This window comes from Ellagibacter isourolithinifaciens, assembly GCF_008831035.1.
GTDB classification, from domain to species: Bacteria; Actinomycetota; Coriobacteriia; order Coriobacteriales; family Eggerthellaceae; genus Ellagibacter; species Ellagibacter isourolithinifaciens.
In genome coordinates, this window is sequence record NZ_WAJR01000014.1 from 13,124 (window position 1) to 30,129 (window position 17,006).

13 protein-coding genes and 4 tRNA genes are annotated in these 17,006 nt (G+C 58.1%); 4 read left to right on the forward strand and 13 right to left on the reverse strand.

What is annotated here, in order from left to right:
• Together murJ and F8C90_RS06610 are read left to right on the forward strand one after the other, a co-directional pair.
• Nucleotides 1-1,998 (forward strand): murein biosynthesis integral membrane protein MurJ, encoded by a 1,998-nt coding sequence (gene murJ / locus F8C90_RS06605; RefSeq protein WP_158049730.1) that lies wholly within the window; start codon nt 1-3, stop codon nt 1,996-1,998.
• Nucleotides 1,999-2,025: 27 nt separating this feature from the next.
• On the forward strand, nt 2,026-3,321 hold the full coding sequence (locus F8C90_RS06610) for a carboxylate--amine ligase (protein ID WP_158049732.1): 1,296 nt from the start codon (nt 2,026-2,028) through the stop codon (nt 3,319-3,321).
• On the opposite strand, the gene map is transcribed toward F8C90_RS06610, so the two are convergent.
• The 11 genes from map to F8C90_RS06665 form a co-directional block, all read right to left on the reverse strand.
• Entirely contained in the window at nt 3,322-4,119 is a 798-nt protein-coding gene (map, locus tag F8C90_RS06615) for a type I methionyl aminopeptidase (protein WP_158049734.1), read from the reverse strand.
• Nucleotides 4,120-4,227: 108 nt separating this feature from the next.
• On the reverse strand, nt 4,228-4,938 hold the full coding sequence (rplA, locus tag F8C90_RS06620; RefSeq protein WP_158049735.1) for a 50S ribosomal protein L1: 711 nt from the start codon (nt 4,936-4,938) through the stop codon (nt 4,228-4,230).
• Between the two features lie 67 nt (nt 4,939-5,005).
• A complete protein-coding gene (gene rplK / locus F8C90_RS06625; protein ID WP_158049736.1) occupies nt 5,006-5,497 on the reverse strand; it encodes a 50S ribosomal protein L11 in 492 nt (163 codons plus the stop codon).
• 112 nt (nt 5,498-5,609) lie between these two features.
• A complete protein-coding gene (nusG, locus tag F8C90_RS06630; RefSeq protein ID WP_158049737.1) occupies nt 5,610-6,140 on the reverse strand; it encodes a transcription termination/antitermination protein NusG in 531 nt (176 codons plus the stop codon).
• A 3-nt stretch (nt 6,141-6,143) separates the two neighbouring features.
• Complete coding sequence (gene secE, locus F8C90_RS06635) at nt 6,144-6,566, reverse strand: preprotein translocase subunit SecE (RefSeq protein WP_158049738.1); 423 nt, start codon at nt 6,564-6,566, stop codon at nt 6,144-6,146.
• 81 nt (nt 6,567-6,647) lie between these two features.
• Nucleotides 6,648-6,724, reverse strand: a tRNA-Trp gene (locus F8C90_RS06640).
• A gap of 23 nt (nt 6,725-6,747) precedes the next feature.
• On the reverse strand, nt 6,748-6,897 hold the full coding sequence (rpmG, locus tag F8C90_RS06645; protein ID WP_158049739.1) for a 50S ribosomal protein L33: 150 nt from the start codon (nt 6,895-6,897) through the stop codon (nt 6,748-6,750).
• 111 nt (nt 6,898-7,008) lie between these two features.
• Complete coding sequence (tuf, locus tag F8C90_RS06650; RefSeq protein ID WP_158049740.1) at nt 7,009-8,211, reverse strand: elongation factor Tu; 1,203 nt, start codon at nt 8,209-8,211, stop codon at nt 7,009-7,011.
• 82 nt (nt 8,212-8,293) lie between these two features.
• Nucleotides 8,294-8,370 (reverse strand) — tRNA-Met (locus F8C90_RS06655).
• A gap of 9 nt (nt 8,371-8,379) precedes the next feature.
• Nucleotides 8,380-8,455 (reverse strand) — tRNA-Thr (locus F8C90_RS06660).
• 5 nt (nt 8,456-8,460) lie between these two features.
• Nucleotides 8,461-8,545: transfer RNA gene (locus F8C90_RS06665), tRNA-Tyr, on the reverse strand.
• 296 nt (nt 8,546-8,841) lie between these two features.
• Here F8C90_RS06665 and F8C90_RS06670 point away from each other — a divergent pair.
• On the forward strand, nt 8,842-9,966 hold the full coding sequence (locus F8C90_RS06670; RefSeq protein WP_158049741.1) for a C40 family peptidase: 1,125 nt from the start codon (nt 8,842-8,844) through the stop codon (nt 9,964-9,966).
• Nucleotides 9,967-10,244: 278 nt separating this feature from the next.
• On the opposite strand, the gene putP is transcribed toward F8C90_RS06670, so the two are convergent.
• Entirely contained in the window at nt 10,245-11,807 is a 1,563-nt protein-coding gene (putP, locus tag F8C90_RS06675) for a sodium/proline symporter PutP (protein WP_158049742.1), read from the reverse strand.
• Nucleotides 11,808-12,111: 304 nt separating this feature from the next.
• On the opposite strand from putP, the gene F8C90_RS06680 reads away from it, so the two are divergent.
• A complete protein-coding gene (locus F8C90_RS06680; protein ID WP_425481728.1) occupies nt 12,112-13,380 on the forward strand; it encodes an aspartate aminotransferase type Ic in 1,269 nt (422 codons plus the stop codon).
• Here the strand turns inward: F8C90_RS06680 and F8C90_RS06685 are convergent.
• The gene (locus F8C90_RS06685; protein WP_158049744.1) at nt 13,356-17,006 is read right to left on the reverse strand and encodes a UvrD-helicase domain-containing protein; all 3,651 of its coding nucleotides are present in this window, start codon (nt 17,004-17,006) and stop codon (nt 13,356-13,358) included. The two genes, F8C90_RS06680 and F8C90_RS06685, sit on opposite strands and share 25 nt — an antisense overlap.

Here is a 17,006-nt window from a genome sequence, read left to right on the forward strand (position 1 = left end):
ATGTCAGACAAGCTCGCACGAGCTCAACATAGGCGCGCCCCTGAGCAAAACGGCGCCCATCGTGCAAACGAGACGCCATCCGTACAGCCTCGCACCTGGGAAGCGGGCGAGACTGGCCGCATCCCCGTCATAGGCAAGCACGCTGGCACCGATAAGGCGGCCGAGCTCGACGCCCGTCGCGAGCGACAGGCCCTCATGCGCAGTGCGGCCCCAGGCGAAACCTCGTCGATTCCCATCGTGAGCAAACACGCAGGCGCCGACAAGACGCTTGCTGCATCGTCGGACGCCCGCACGAACGCGTTTGGTCGAACGTCCGCCCAAACGGGCAACACCGTACGCACCCCCGCGCCTGCGCCCGATGTCACCATCGTCGGCGAAGAGCCCGAAAGCAAGGCCTCTTCCGTCGGCGCGTCGGCGGCGCTCATGAGCGTCTGCGTACTCTTCTCCCGCATCACCGGGTTCTTGAGAACATGGGCGATGGCCTTCGCGCTCGGCTCGTCGTTCCTCTCGAGCTCCTATCAGGTTGCGAACAATCTGCCGAACATGCTCTATGAGCTCGTCATGGGCGGCATGCTCGTCACGGCATTTCTCCCGGTCTATATCTCGGTCAAGAAGAAATCGGGCACCAGGGCGGGCAACGCCTACGCGTCGAACCTGCTCACGCTCGTAACTATCTTCCTCGGCGTGCTGTCTATCCTCTGCATGATCTTCCCCGCCCAGGTCATCTATACACAGACGTTCTACTCCGACCAATCGTCGAGCGCGCTTGCGACGTTTTTCTTCCAGTACTTCGCCATTCAGCTCGTCTTCTACGGCGCCTCGTCGATCGTGTCGGGCCTTCTGAACGCAAACCGCGACTATCTGTGGTCCTCGATCGCTCCGGTGGCGAACAACGTCATCGTCATCGCAACCTTCCTCATGTATGCCGCGATCGCGCCCATAAACTCCGACGCCGCGCTCTTCGTCATCGCCATCGGCAACCCGCTCGGCGTCTTCGTGCAGATGGCCATTCAGCTCCCCGCGCTCAAGCGAAACGGCATCCGCCTGCGCCCCCGCATCAACCTTCACGACCCCGCACTTCGCGACACCCTTGCCATCGGCGGGCCGACGTTCCTCGTAATGATCATCTCGTTCGCGACCGTATCGGTCATGAACGCGGCCTCCTATTGCTTTGCCGTCGACGGCCCCTCGATCCTCGCATACTCCCGCTTGTGGTACACGCTGCCCTACTCCTTCCTCGCCATCCCCATCACGACCGCCATGTTCACCGAGCTTTCGGAAATGAAGGCGGAAGGCGACATGAAGGGCGTCGTATCGGCCATCACTAACGGCACGGCGCAGATTATGTTCCTGCTCGTACCCTTCGCGCTCTACCTCGCTGTGTTCTCCGTCCCGCTCGTCACGCTCTACCACGTCGGCGCCTTCACGATGGAGAACATCCAGTCCATCTCGAGCTACCTCGTGGTGCTCGCCTTTGCACTGCCGTTCTACGGCGTCAGTTCCTATCTGCAGAAAGTTTTCTCGAGCCTGCGCAAAATGGGTGTTTACGCGGCGCTGAACTTCCTTGCGGGCATCGTGCAGGTCGCGCTTACGGCCTTTTGGGCATGGACGACCTACAACGGGGACCCGAATCCTGCAACCATCGAGTCCATAGCACTCGCCTCGATCGCGTTTTACGTGGTGGGAGACGTTGCGATGTTCATCTATCTGAGGGTGCACCTCGGGCATGTGGGCGCACGGAAGATCTTCGGCGCCTCATTTGCCGGCCTTCTGCTCGGAGGCATTGGCTCGCTCTGCGGCTTTGGAACCTTGACCGCACTCGAAACCTTCGCAGGCCCGCTTTCCGGGTCCCTCCTCCAAGCATTCGGCTACATCGTCGCCGGTGGGCTTGTAAGCCTCATCGTGACCTTTGGCCTTGCCCATAAGCTGCACATCCCCGAAGCGTCGTTCATCACCAACATCGCCGGGAAGGTTTTCCGCAAGCTGCGCCGCCGTTAGCGCATGCACACTATGAAAAGGAACGTCATGACAAACTTGAAACCTCGGATCGCGCACAAAGAAGAAGTCAGGAAGCTGCTCAAGCCCATCGTCGTTGGAGGCGACATCCTCGCTTACAGCTACGTGCGCGAGCTCAACCGGGCATTCGGCATCGAACAGACCATCGTGCTTGCCGCCGCCGACATCAAGATGCTCTCGACGAGCCGCTTCACCGATTACCGCCTCATCCCCGACGTGCACGACGCGGAAGTACTCTATGCGACCCTCGAAGACATCGCCGCCGAATTCGCTCGCGAGAACCCCGACATCGTCCCGATGGTGTTCGGCTGTGACGATTGCCATGCGCGCATGCTCTCCGAGGCAAAACCCCGCCTCGAGGCTGCAGGCATCGTTGTCCCCTACATCGATTTCGACTTGCTCGACGACATCACGCAGAAGCGCCGCTTCTACGAACTGTGTGAGGAACTCGACATCCCGTACCCCAAGACTTGGTACTTCGACTGCAGCGATGCAGGTCCCGACGAGCTTCCGCTAGACGAGCTCCCGTTCCCGCTTATCGCGAAGCCGTCGAACTCGGCACAGTTCCAGGACGCCGAGCCGACGGTGCATGGATGGCGCAAGATTTACGAAATCGAAGACGCTGCCGAGATGACCGAGGTTTGGAAGTCTCTGCGCGAATCGAGCTACAACAACCTCATGGTCCTCCAAGACTTCATCCCCGGTGGCGATGATGCGATTCGCACGCTGACGACCTTCTCGAATGCGGAAGGCGAGGTTCGCTGCGTGTCGGGCGGCGTCGTATGCCTGCAAGACCACGACCCGACGGCTATCGGCAACCCGCTGTGCATTCTTGGCGAAAGAGAGGACGCCATTGTTGAGTGCGCAAAGCGATTCGTGAAGCGAGTCGGGTACTGCGGCATGGCCAACTTCGATATCAAGCTCGATGAGCGCGACGGATCATTCCGCTTCTTCGAGGTAAACACGCGCTGCGGCCGCAACACCTATTACATGAGCCTTGGCGGGCAGAACTTCGTCGAGCTCATGGTTCGGCAGTTCGTTCTCGGCGAGGACATTCCCTACCACGAGGCCTACGAACCGTTCGTCTACTGCTGCGTACCCGCATACGTCCTGAAGCGCTCGATGGAAAACGAGTCGCGTCTCGCCGAAGCGCTCGGGCGCCTGCGTGTGAACAAGGAGTCATATCCGCTGCACTATACGCCCGATACCTTCTCTCACAACCTCTGGGCGAAGATCATGTTCATGAACCAAATACGCAAGTTCAAGAAGTTCTATTGGGATACAAAAGGCAAGCAGCTGAAGTAGCTATTCACTCTCAGTCGAGACTGGCCGCTTGAAATCGGGCTCGGTCGTGAGAACGACGGGGCCGTCCTCGGTGATGGCCACAGTCTTCTCGAAATGAGCCGATGGTTTACCGTCCTTGGTACAGACAAGCCATCCATCAGGCATGGTAACGAACTTATGCGTTCCCGCGTTGATCATCGGCTCAATAGCGAGCACCATGCCAACACGCAACGTGAGACCCCAATGGCGAAACCCATGGTTGGGAATATGCGGGCTCTCATGCATATCGCGACCAATGCCATGGCCTCCATAATCGCGTACAACGCCGAAGCCCGCCCTCTCGGCAATGCTTTGGATGGCATGACCAATATCACCTAGATGATTGCCCGCGCGAGCAGCATCGAGACCAGCCCACATGCATTTCTCAGTCACGCGCAACAGCTTCTTCTTTTCATCACTGACCTTGCCGATTGGGAAGGTCCACGCGTTATCGCCAACCCATCCGTCAACCGTGGCGCCCGTGTCGATCGAAAGGATATCCCCATCGCGAAGAATCGCTTTCGCGGAAGGAATGCCGTGGATAATCTGATCATTGATCGAGGCGCAAATCGAACCAGGGAATCCGCCGTATCCCTTGAATGCCGGGATACCCCCTTCAGAGCGGATGGTCTCCTCCGCAAGCTCGTCAAGCTCAAGCGTCGAAACACCTGGCTTCGCATGCTCGCCCAGGATTCGAAGCACCTTCGCAGAAAGGCGCCCCGCCTCGCGCATCGCATCGATTTCGTCAGGAGACTTCAAGATCACAGTATTAGCTCTCATCGACAACTTCCCTTTCGTTCGGCTACAAGCAGTATAGCCTGCAAAAGCAAAAAAGAGCGCGGCATGAATGCCACGCTCTTCTATCGATAGATTGAGTAGCCTAATAAGCTATTCAGCAGCTTCGGTGTACGCGCGGGTCACGGAAGAATCGACCGCAACGCCCGGGCCCATCGTAGAGGAGACGGAGATGGACTTCACATACTTGCCCTTGGCAGCAGCCGGCTTCATGCGAAGAACCTCGTCATAAACGGTGCCGTAGTTCTCAGCGAGCTGCTCAGCAGTGAAGCTGGCCTTGCCGAGAACAACATGAGCGATACCGTAACGGTCGGCGCGATACTCAACACGGCCGCCCTTGAGCTCCTTGATAGCCTTGGCAACATCGGTAGTCACCGTGCCGAGCTTGGGGTTCGGCATGAGACCGCGGGGGCCGAGGATCTTACCGAGACGGCCAACCTTGCCCATCTGGTCCGGAGTAGCCACAGCGGCGTCGAAGTTGAACTCGCCAGCCTGGATCTGCTGGGTGAGCTCCTCGGTGCCCACGATGTCGGCGCCAGCTTCCTTGGCAGCCTCAGCCATGGCGCCTTCGGCGAACACGGCAACGCGGACAGTCTTGCCAGAGCCGTTGGGCAGGGACACCGTGCCGCGGAGCTGCTGGTCAGCCTGGCGGGTGTCGATGCCGAGACGGAAGTGAACTTCCACGGTCTCGTCGAACTTCTTGGTGGCGACCTCCTTGATGACCTTCATAGCCTCAAGCGGGGCCACGGCCTCAGAAGGAACCTTCGCGATTGCCTCGCGATAAGCCTTGGATTTCTTAGCCATTCTTTAAATCCTTTCGTGGTATTGGCGAGTTGTTAGCTCTTCCACTTAAACAAACAGGTAGGTGCGATTAGGCATTGCCCTGGAGCATTGCGGCGACCTTGCGAGAAGGAACGTACTTGATCTTCATCTCGCGGCCCTCGATACGAACGCCCATGGAACGAGCGGTGCCGGCAATGATTTCCTTCGCGGCATCGATATCGTTGGCGTTCAGGTCGGGGAGCTTGATCTCGGCAATTTCCGTGAGCTGAGCGTCGGTCAGCGTGCCGACAGTCTTCAGCTGGGGAATGCCGGAGCCGCTCTTAATGCCGAGCTTCTCCTTGATGAGCACGGCCGCGGGCGGAGTCTTGCACACGAAGGTAAAGGACTTGTCCTCGTAAACCGTAATCTCAACAGGGATGATGGTGCCGGACTGGTCCTGCGTCTGAGCGTTGAACGCCTGGCAGAACTGCATGATGTTGACACCCTGCGCACCAAGAGCAGGGCCTACCGGCGGAGCCGGGTTGGCAGCGCCAGCCGGAATTTGCAGCTTGACGAAGCCGGTTTGCTTCTTTTCAGCCATCTGTACTACCTTTCAGATGAATCACTTACTGGTTACTCTCTATCGCAAAGCATATACACGGTGAGAAGCCCCGGTCCACGCGGGCACCGACGCATACGCTAGTGCACTCAACTTAAATGCGAGCGACCTGATCGAAGGAAAGTTCGACCGGTGTTTCGCGACCGAAGATGGATACCATGACCTTCACCTTGCCGGATTCAGGCGCAACCTCGGAGATAACGCCATCGAACTCGGCCAGAGGACCGGAAACCACCTTGATAGTCTGACCCACTTCCAACGTGGTGGAAGTCTTCTTCGGAGCCTCATGGCTCGTGCGCTTCATGATCTTGTTGTACTCATCGCGCGTGAGCGGAGCGGGCTTACCATCACTACCGACAAAACCCGTAACACCAGGGGTGTTGCGAACCGCAGCCCAGCTACGGTCATCGAGCTCCATACGGACGAGAACATAGCCGGGGAAAACCTTCTTCTCGCTTTCCACGCGGCGACCGCCCTCTTTGATCTCAGTCACCATCTCCGTGGGGATCTCAATTGCGAACACGTTGTTCTCAAGCCCCATGGTCTCGACACGAATCTCAAGATTGGTCTTGACCTTATTTTCATAGCCAGAATACGTGTGCAGCACATACCACTTCTTCGACATGACTTAAGCTCCCAGCCCCGAGACAAAGACGAGCAACGGCGTGGCAATCAAGTTGTCGAGAACAGCAACGTAGACACCGAAGAAAATCAAAGCGCAGACAACAACGACGCTCCAACGCGCAACATCCTGCTTCGTCGGCCACGTAACGCGCTTCATCTCAGCCTTCACATCGCGGAAGAACTGGAAACGCTTCTTTTTGGGCTTCGCGTCCTTTTTGTCCTTGGAGACAGCTTTAGCCGCCGATTTCTCAGCGGTTTCCTTTGAATCTGTATCCTTTTTAAACAAAGAACGCTTCGGCTTCTCCTCGGCAACCTCTTTCACATTCTCAGAGGCTGGCGATTCGTTTCCGAGCTCCTCGCGCGCCTGCTTGCGCTGGGCACGAGCAGCGGAAGCCTTCGCTCGTTGAGTCTTAGATTTCTTTGCCATGTGCTTCCTTTATTCGGGAATATATCATTCCTTCTAAACGCCAAACAAGCAGCCTTTCAAGGCTGCTCGCATACGACAAGCTGGCAGGCCAGGAGGGACTCGAACCCCCAACAAACGGTTTTGGAGACCGCCGCTCTACCAATTGGAGCTACTGGCCTGTACCTGATTCTAGACCGATCCTCTAACGAGTTTCGCGATGCACAGTGTGCTTACCGCACCACTTGCAATACTTGTTAAACTCAAGACGGTCGGGGTTGTTCTGCTTGTTCTTCTTGGTCGTGTAGTTGCGGCGCTTGCACTCAGTGCAGGCCAGGGTGACCAACGTACGCATTAATAACTCCTTTTACCAATCACTTCTAGCAAGCTGTCGCATACACATGAATTCGAACAGCGAGGGGATACTATATCGCATCCCCTCGCCATAAGCAACTACAAACTTAAGTTACTTGATGATCTTGGTCACGCGACCGGAACCAACGGTGCGGCCACCCTCGCGGATAGCGAAACGGAGGCCTTCCTCCATGGCGACCGGGTGGATGAGCTCAGCGGTAATGGTGACATTGTCGCCAGGCATGACCATCTCGGTGCCCTCGGGCAGGTGCGCAACACCGGTGATGTCGGTGGTGCGGAAGTAGAACTGCGGACGATAGCCATCGAAGAACGGGGTGTGACGGCCGCCTTCTTCCTTGGTAAGGATGTAGACCTGGCCCTCGAACTCCTGATGCGGGGTAACCGAACCCGGCTTGCAGAGAACCTGGCCGCGCTCGATGTCCTCGCGCTTGATGCCGCGGAGCAGGCAGCCGATGTTATCGCCAGCCTGAGCCTCGTCGAGCAGCTTACGGAACATTTCGATGCCAGTGCAGACCGTGTTCTGCGTCTCCTTGATACCAACGATCTCCAGCGGGTCGTTGACATGCAGAACGCCGCGCTCAACACGACCAGTAGCAACGGTACCACGGCCGGTAATGGTCATGGTGTCCTCAACAGCCATCAGGAACGGCTTGTCGACGTCGCGCTCCGGAGTCGGGATGTACTCATCGACAGCATCCATGAGGTCCCAAATCTTCTGCTGCCACTCGGGGTCGCCCTCGAGAGCCTTGAGTGCAGAGCCCTTGATGATCGGCAGGTCGTCTCCAGGGAACTCGTACTCGTTGAGGAGCTCACGAGTTTCCATTTCGACGAGCTCGATGAGCTCTTCGTCGTCGACCATGTCGCACTTGTTCAGGAACACAACGATGTAGGGAACGCCAACCTGACGGGCGAGCAGGATGTGCTCGCGGGTCTGGGCCATCGGGCCGTCGGTAGCAGCGATAACGAGAATCGCGCCGTCCATCTGAGCAGCACCGGTAATCATGTTCTTGACGTAGTCAGCATGGCCCGGGCAGTCAACGTGTGCATAGTGACGCTTGTCGGTTTCGTACTCGATGTGAGCAATCGAAATGGTGATACCGCGCTCGCGCTCTTCAGGAGCCTTATCGATGTCCTCGAAAGCCGTGAAGTCCGCATGGGCAGTACCATGAGACCCGTCGTTCATGGACAGGGTCTTGGAAATGGCTGCCGTCAGCGTGGTCTTACCATGGTCGACGTGGCCGATCGTACCAATGTTAACATGCGGCTTGGTACGCTCGAACTTCTCCTTTGCCATTCTTTTCCTCCTTATTTTGGTTTTCGCTTAAGCAAAAACGTAATAAACAACGACGCGCCCATAAAGGACGCGCTAATATCAATGGTAGCGGTGACTGGATTCGAACCAGTGACGCCACGGGTATGAACCGTGTGCTCTAACCAACTGAGCTACACCGCCGTAAAAGACTGGTGCCTGCTACCAGATTCGAACTGGTGACCTCTTCGTTACCAACGAAGTGCTCTACCGACTGAGCTAAACAGGCAATCATGGTGGGCGCGCTAGGATTCGAACCTAGGTAGACAGAGTCAACGGGTTTACAGCCCGTCCCCTTTAACCACTCGGGCACACGCCCATGATCGACGCTTAATTCATGTGTATTTATCAAGCTGCCGCCCGCTTTTTGCCGTCCCCGGCGCAGCGAGCAAGAGAATATTACGGTAGGCTGGGGTAGCTGTCAATACCTTACACGCCTCCGGGCGTATCTATTCATTATTCCTTCGCAAATCGCACCATATGCAAAGTTGTGCCACATATGACCTGGTGTTATGAATTGAACGCTTCCCCGCCTGCGAGCGTTATCCCTACGTGTTATTATAAATATGCTTTTGCCAAACGAACACCAGCATGCTCAACCAAGGAGGTTCCTCAGTGAGCGAGCATACGAACACACTATCAAGGCGAGCGTTTATCGGTACAGCGGCAGCAGCAGGTGCTGTCACGATGGCCGCTCCGAATATCGCATTCGGCGCCACGGCAGCTGAAAAGCAGGCCGAAGCCGATGCCGTTCGCAATCAGTTGATCAGCCTTCAGGCTGACTTGGAAACCGCTACAGATAATTACTATGGCGCGTTGGACGAGCAGCAAGCTGCCCAAGACGCCATGGCGGCTGAGCAGGCCAAGATCGACGACACGAACGCTCAAATCCAAGAGTTGCAGGGTAAGCTCTCTACTCGTGCGCGCAGCATGTACCGCACGGGATCCGCGAGCTTCCTCGATTTCGTTTTGGGAGCAACCTCGTTCGATGAATTCACATCGAACTGGGATTTGCTCACGCAGATGAACAACAACGACTCCGAAATGGTCGACACCTCTAAACAGTTGCGAGAGCAGCTGCAGGCCTCCAAGGACGAATACGCGCGTCAAGAGCAGATCGCAGCTGACAAAGCTGCTGAAGCCGCGCAAATCCAGCAGGAGGTCCAAGCAAAGGTCGACCAGGCCACAGAGCTTGTCAACTCACTTGATGCCGAAGCCAAGGAGCTCCTCGAGCAAGAGCAGGCCGCGGCAGCAGCGGCCGCGGCAGCTGAAGCGGCGGCGGCAGCGAACCGGAACAACGGTTCCGGCGGCGGCAGCTCGAGCGGTGGCGGGTCAAGCAGCGGCGGTGGCTCCAGCAGTGGCGGCGGTTACACTGGCGGCAGCTCCGATGTCCCCTCCTATGGTTCGGTTGTCGACTACGCCATGTCGCGCATCGGCTGCCCGTATGTGTGGGGTGCCGAAGGTCCGAACGCCTTCGACTGCTCCGGACTCGTGCGCTGGGCATATTTGCAAGTTGGCATTTCCCTTCCGCATCAAAGCGAGGCGCTTTACAACTGCGCATCATGGCGTGGGCCTGTTTCTGAAGCTCGCCCGGGTGATGTTCTCTGGCGCAGTGGGCACGTGGGAATTGCCGTGAGCTACGGTGGATCTCATTATGTGCACGCTCCCACGTTCGGAGCTTACGTGCGAGACACCGACGCTCTTTCGTGGTCGGGATTCACTCATGCGCTGAGGTTCTAAGTCTCTCACTATAAGATGCATTCAACGCCCCCGCTTCTTCAAGGAGAAACGGGGGCGTTCTTTATACTACTAAGGCAATAGCTGCATTAATAGGCTGGGAAAGCGTAGATTTATAGCATTAGGGCGCGCGCCTCGGTTCCCTGCTCGCCTTCTCTGTGACAAATTGGGGTGACTTCATCTCCCGCAGAACGGGAAGCGCTCATCACATTTTGCCTCATAAACAAAACGGCCCGCTGTCTGCACAGGGGCCGTTTCTCTCAATTGGTGTCGAAGGTGCGCTACACGTCGAGATCCATGTAGGTATCGAATTCCTTCTCGATTTCCTCGGAAGGCTTCTTCGTGAGCAGCGAGACCACCACGATGGCGATGCAGGCGAACACGAATGCCGGCAAGAGCTCATATACGCCGAACCAGCCGCCGAGGGGTTTCACCAGATTATGCCACGCGAAGACCGACGCAGCACCGACGAGCATACCGGCGATACCACCTTGCAGCGTCGTGCGCTTCCAGTACAGGGAGAACAGCACGAGGGGGCCAAACGACGCACCGAAGCCCGCCCATGCGTAGGACACGACGTTGAAGATGGACGAGTTGGAATCCATCGCGATGATGATGCCGAACAGAAGAACGGCCGCCAAGGTGAAACGGGCGACGATCATAACCTGGCGATCGGTCGCGTCGCGCTTGATCAGGCCCTTGAAGATGTTCGTTGCGACCGCCGAGCCGGAAATGAGCAGATAGGAAGACGAGGAGCTCATCGCCGCGGCGAAGATACCCGAAACGACGAGGCCACAGGCGAAGGATGGCAGAATCATGCGCGAGAGCACGACGAAGACGTTTTCCGCGGCAGACTGTGTGAGGAACTCCGTCGGGATGACCGCGCGTCCGATAAGGCCAATGCACACCGCACTCGAAAGTGACACCACCAGCCAGATCATCGCGATAATGCGGGACTTCTTGATTTCGTCGGAATGACGCACGCTCATGAAGCGCACGAGCACCTGGGGCATACCGAAGTATCCCAGGCCCCACGCGAGACCCGACACGATGGTGATGAGCCCGTACTCCCCCGCTGCTCCGAACAGCGGTGCGCCGTTCTCGACGACTTGATTGCCCGCCGCATCGAGAATTGGGGTTGCAATCTGCGTGCCCGAAAGGTATCCGGGGATATCCTGCAGGAAAGCGACCGTGTTCTCAACGCCGCCCGCCTGCGCGACGCTGCCGATGAACACCGTGGCAAGTGCGAAGAACATGAGCGTGCCCTGGATAAGGTCGGTCGTGCAGACGGAGAGATATCCGCCGACGAACGTGTAGAGGAACACGATGATGGCACCGAGCACCATCATCGTCGCGTAGTCGAGCCCGAAGAGCGTCGAGAACAGCTTACCGCAGGTCACAAAGCAGCTTCCCGTGTAAATCGAGAAGAAAACGAGCGTGATGATTGCCGCGATTGTCATGAGAACATGCTTGTTGTCGTGGAAGCGGTTCGAGAAGAAGTCGGGGACGGTGATGGAATTGTTCGCCACCTCAGAGTACTTGCGCAGACGCTTCGCCACGAACTTCCAATTGAGATACGTGCCGATCGCAAGGCCGATTGCCGTCCACATGGCGTCCGACGCGCCCGTGAAGTACGCGACGCCGGGAAGGCCCATGAGCAGCCATCCGGACATGTCCGACGCTTCCGCGGAAAGCGCCGTGAGCCACGGGCCGAGCCCGCGACCGCCGAGAAAGTACGCCTCGCTTGAGGCGTTCGACTTCTTCGCATAGACGAAGCCGATGAGCACAACGACGATGAAATACAGAAGCATCGCCAGGAGTACCCAAAAATCACCAGTAACCATTTTCATCCCTCTCGATAGCCGAATAGGCGAATTATACGGCATACTTTTCCCGACTAAAGTGATATTTCGGTCGCTGTGTGTACGATTCGCGAAACGGCGACCCTTTCGCTCTCTTTAGTAAAGAGCATGAAAGGGTGTTTGAGTGGTGTCGATACCTGCGATACGCGAGGATGCCGAGGATTTCTCGCAATTGAAACTTGTCGCATCGCGCGTGCAAACGTAATATCAAAGTCAGCAAGATTCGCGGCGTGTCGCACGTTTCGCCGCACACGGCAAAGGATGAGAAATGGCTGCATTCGAACAAATGGATCGCGCGGAGCTCCAAAGCGAGCTCGATCGATTAAAAGAAGAGTACGCGCAGTTCAAAGCAAAGGGTCTTTCACTCAATATGGCTCGCGGCAAACCGAGCGCAGAGCAGCTCGATTTGAGCCTGCCCCTGCTCTCCTGTATTTCCAGCGCGCAGGATTGCATCGCCGAGGACGGCACCGACTGTCGCAACTACGGCGTGCTCGATGGTCTTCCCGAGGCGAAGCGCCTGATGGCAACGATGCTCGATGATGCACCGGAAAATGTGATCGTCGGCGGAAACTCGAGCCTGACGCTCATGGGCAATGCCGTCGCGCGATGCCTCGACTTCGGCACCCTCGGCAGCAAACCCTGGGCGCAGTATCCGGGAATCAAGTGGATCTGCCCCGTTCCTGGTTACGACCGTCACTTCGGCATCACGGAATCGTTCGGCATTGAGATGATTCCTGTGAAGATGAACGAAAACGGCCCTGACATGGATGAGGTCGAGAGAATCGTCGCCGAGGACGATTCCGTGAAGGGTATCTGGTGCGTTCCGAAGTACTCCAACCCCGGCGGCGTCACCTATTCCAAGGATGTCGTTCGTCGTTTGGCGACCATGCCCTGCGCTGCGAATGATTTCCGCATCTTCTGGGACAACGCCTACAGCGTCCATCACCTGAACCCATTTAAGGCCGACCAGGACCAACTTCTCGACATCGCCGAAGCATGCCGAGAAGCGAGCAACCCCGACCGTTACTTCAAGTTCGCGTCCACGTCGAAGGTAACGCTTCCTGGAGCCGGCATCTCTGCCATCGCCGCGAGCCCCGACAATATCGCCGAGATCAAGAAGCGCATGGCTACGACCGTCATCAGCTACGACAAGCTCAACCAACTTCGTCACGTGAGGTTTTTGAAGAACGCCGACGGCCTCGCCGCCCACATGGAGAAGCATGCCGATATCCTGCGCCCGAAGTTCACGCTCGTCGAAAACGAGCTCACCATGGGCCTTTCCGAAGTCGGCGGGTGCACATGGACCAAGCCGCGCGGCGGATACTTCGTGTCCTTCGACGCACCTGAGGGGTGTGCAAAGCGCATCGTGCAGCTCGCGAAGGAAGCGGGCGTCACGATGACGGATGCTGGCGCGACCTGGCCGTACAAGCACGACCCCTACGACAGCAACATTCGCATCGCGCCCACGCTCCCCCCGCTCTACGAGCTTCGCGAGGCGCTCAACGTGTTCGTCTGCTGCGTGAAGATCGCTTACGCGGAGAAGCTGCTCGCGTAGCGCGCAAGTATCTCCCCTTCGATTGTCGGAAGGTCAGCTGCGGTAAAGGTATAGTTCACCTGCTGCGGCTGGCCTTCTTTGGTATCGTCGGGCTGTTCCACGCGCACGAATGCGAACTCCGTGGATTCATAGCCTTGCATGAGCAGGGCATACGCGTAGCAAAGCGCCTGAAGTCGATGCTTTTCGTGCAACTGTGCCGGCGTTTCCCCTGGCGACCCACCTGTTTTATAGTCTACGACGAGCGCTGTGCGACCGTCTTCCCCGTCGGCAAGAAGGTCGATTTCCCCCTCCATGAAAGGAGCGTCGACTCCACGACCCACGCGCACGAAGAAGGGAACTTCCGCGCGAAGGCGGGAAAATGTCACGACGCGTGCCGCAACATCGCTTTCAAACCATCGCGAAAGCGCTTCAGTGAGGCGAATGCGCTGCAAGTCGGACAGCCCGCAATGGCGAGCAAGCGCGTCGACGTGCGATTTGCCAGGGCAGATGAGGGGAGCACCCTCGTTATGGGCGCATACCGCCTGCTGGGCAAGCCTATGGAAGGCGGTGCCCAAGTCCGTCGCCTTGTCGGCATCTCTCGAAAGCGAAGCTCGAATCGCAGTCCACGCCGTCTCGTCCGCCTCCGAAAAACCAGGCTCTTCGACGAACTGCACTTTCGACAATGCGCGATCATCCTCAAACGAGTCGACTTCAACCTCATCCGATGACCCGTGTGCGATCGACGAATAGCTGAACACATCGGCACGGGACGCAGGCCACGCCTGTGCTGACAGCTCACAGTAGGGCAAGACCTCGGGAATCGCGATAGCTTGACGCGCTAAGTTGGATCCGTCCTCAAGCGAGCACCCTTCTTCTTGATTTGCCGCTTCATCGTTGTCTTCGGCGTCGACGCCTTCAGAATCACAAGGTTCTTCCGACTCAACAGCCAAGTCGATGCGCTCAACGCGCGCAGGAGACTCGCCGCCGAAATCGAGAAGAGACACGCCCGACTCGAAGGCATTGCCTTCCCCGCATAGGGCGGACTCCACACTTCCCCACACGCTCTTTGCAAGGCCTGTCGGGTCGTCCTTTGTCGCCTTCCCGGCAATTGCGCAAACGATCGCTTCCTTTGCGCGGGTGAGCGCGACATAGAGAAGCCGACGCGTCTCCTCAGTTTCACCGAGATACTCATGCTGGCGAATCGCGCAGCGAATCTCCACGGGGCTGTGGTCGCCAGGGTTCTCGATCAGCTGCTGGTAGAACTCGTCGCCTTCGCTTCCCTCGAAAGGGTCCACCGACGTACATTTCGCGATGAGCTGCGACTGCTTCGCGGTCAAGCGCGTTGCCGTCGCTCCCGCATCGAGCGAGAGGTAGGTTTTGCCATCGAGCGTGGTCCGCACCATCCGAGATGAGCGCACCTCGTCGGAACGCAGCTCCGCCACCGCAACAATGGGAAATTCGAGGCCTTTGCTCGCATGAACTGTCATGATGCGAACAAAATCTCCCGCTTTCGAGGAAAGCGACCCTGGGGCCTCTTTCGCGATTTCGACATGCGCGCGCAGCTCGACTGCTGTCTGAGCGGGACCCGACCCTTTCCTGCGCTCGATATCGCGAGCAAGACGGCATGCCTTATAGACATTTGCCGCACGCGCAAGCCCTTCGGCGCCTTCGTCCTCGAGCCGGCGTAGCCAGCCAGAATCGACGAGAACGCCTTCCATAACCTCAGAGAGGGGCTCGAGCCTCACACGGGATGCCGCCTTTTTCAGCGTTCTTACCGCAGCGCGGAGACCAGGCGCAAGCGATGCTTCGCCTTCAGCGGCGGCGCACACTGACACACCGGAATCGAGCGAACGGCGGCGGGGAATGCCGCGCAGCTCGTCAAGGCCTGTCGAAAGGTCGATGAAATCGTCTGCAGTGAGTGCGAAGATTTCGCTCGAGAGCACCTCGAAAAGGGCTTCAGTATCCTTGGGGTTCGCAATGACCTCGGCGAGCCGCACCGCAAGGCGCACTTCCGGCGCGCGGCCGAATATGGACCCCCCTGAGACCACGCAGGAAAGCCCCTTCTCGCGTATAGCATCAGCATAAATATCGGCACACCGCATGCTGCCAAGCAAGACCACCATGTCACCCGCCGAATGGCCCTCGTCGACAAGCTTCGCAAAACGCTCCGCAATCCGCTGCGCAACCGTAGCGCGCGCCGCATCTGAGGCAACACCTCGAGGATAGGTGGTGAGCTGCACTTCGATGCGCGGATCAGACCCCTGGTAGGGGTAGTCAATGCGTCCAGGGTCGCGCGATGCGGAAAGCGACATAAACGAGCGCCCGAACACACTCGGCTGACTGAACACGCAGTCGACGAACGCGAGCACATCACCATGGCTTCTGAAATTATCGGCAAGCTCGATGAGCCCTGCTTCGTTAGTGCTTGCCACCGATGCAAGGTGCCTGTCGTAGACCAAGACGTCCGCCCCGCGGAAACGGTAGATGCTCTGCTGCGCATCGCCAACCGTGCACAGGCGCTCGAAGTTCTTGCCCGCCATGCGCTTGATCATGTTCACCTGCAGCTGATCGGTGTCTTGGAACTCGTCGACCATAATCAGCTTGAAGCGATCGGCGTACTCGGCAGCGATTTCAGGGTGCTCGCTGAACATGCGCGACGCCATCGTGAGCAGGTCGTCGTTGTCGAGCACGCCCGCCTCGCGCTTGCGCCGGCGATACGCATCAAAGACACGGGCCGACAGGTCGATCACCTCGCGCATGCGCGGCTCGGCAAGGGCAAGGCGAGCTTCCATCATCAAGGAGAGATACCCTTGCGCCGCTTCGGTTGCGTACTCTTTGTATTCAGACGTGCCGAACGCACGACTGGGAACAGGAAACGCGTTGAATAGCTCTAAGACCTGCTCAGGCGATGGTTCCGCACCCTGCTGCTGCGCGTCCTCGAGCCCCTCGAGCGCACGGGCCGTACCGTCGAGGAACGCATCACGGGTCTTTCCCGGCTTTTGAGCCTCGCACATCACCGTGATATCGCCCGCCAAAGACGCCATGCGCGCCATAAGCTTGCGGGGCGATGCCGCCGACGGCGCCGGCACGATAGACGCCATCCCTTCGGGGCTCGATTGCGCAGCAACGACGATGTCGCGCACCATGCCTTCAACGCTTGCGGCGGACATCGATCCCGCCTGACGAGCTGCATACTCCGTGAATAGCGCATCGTAGTCGCCCGGCGAGATGATGTCATTCTCAGATCCGAGCACCTCCTCGAGCGAGGCATCGAGCATATCGTTCGCAGCCGCCTCATCCGCCACCGTGAAATCGGGGGCGATCCCTAAGTCGAGCGCATGGGCTCGCAGCATGCGGGCGCAGGCACCATGAATGGTGGAAATCCAGGCGGAGTCGACGAGAAGCGCCTGGTCAGTCCGCCCACAGGCCTTGAGCGCGCCCTTCACACGCGACTTGATCTCGCCCGCCGCCTTCGAGGTGAACGTAATCGCGAGCACCTCGTCGATGCCGGAAACGAACCCGCATTCAAGCGAATGAACGATGCGACGAGTAAGCGTGAACGTCTTTCCGCTGCCTGCACCGGCAGACACCGCCACAGGGCCCACGAGCGTATCGACGCATTGTTTCTGTCCAGGAGTGAGAGCCAT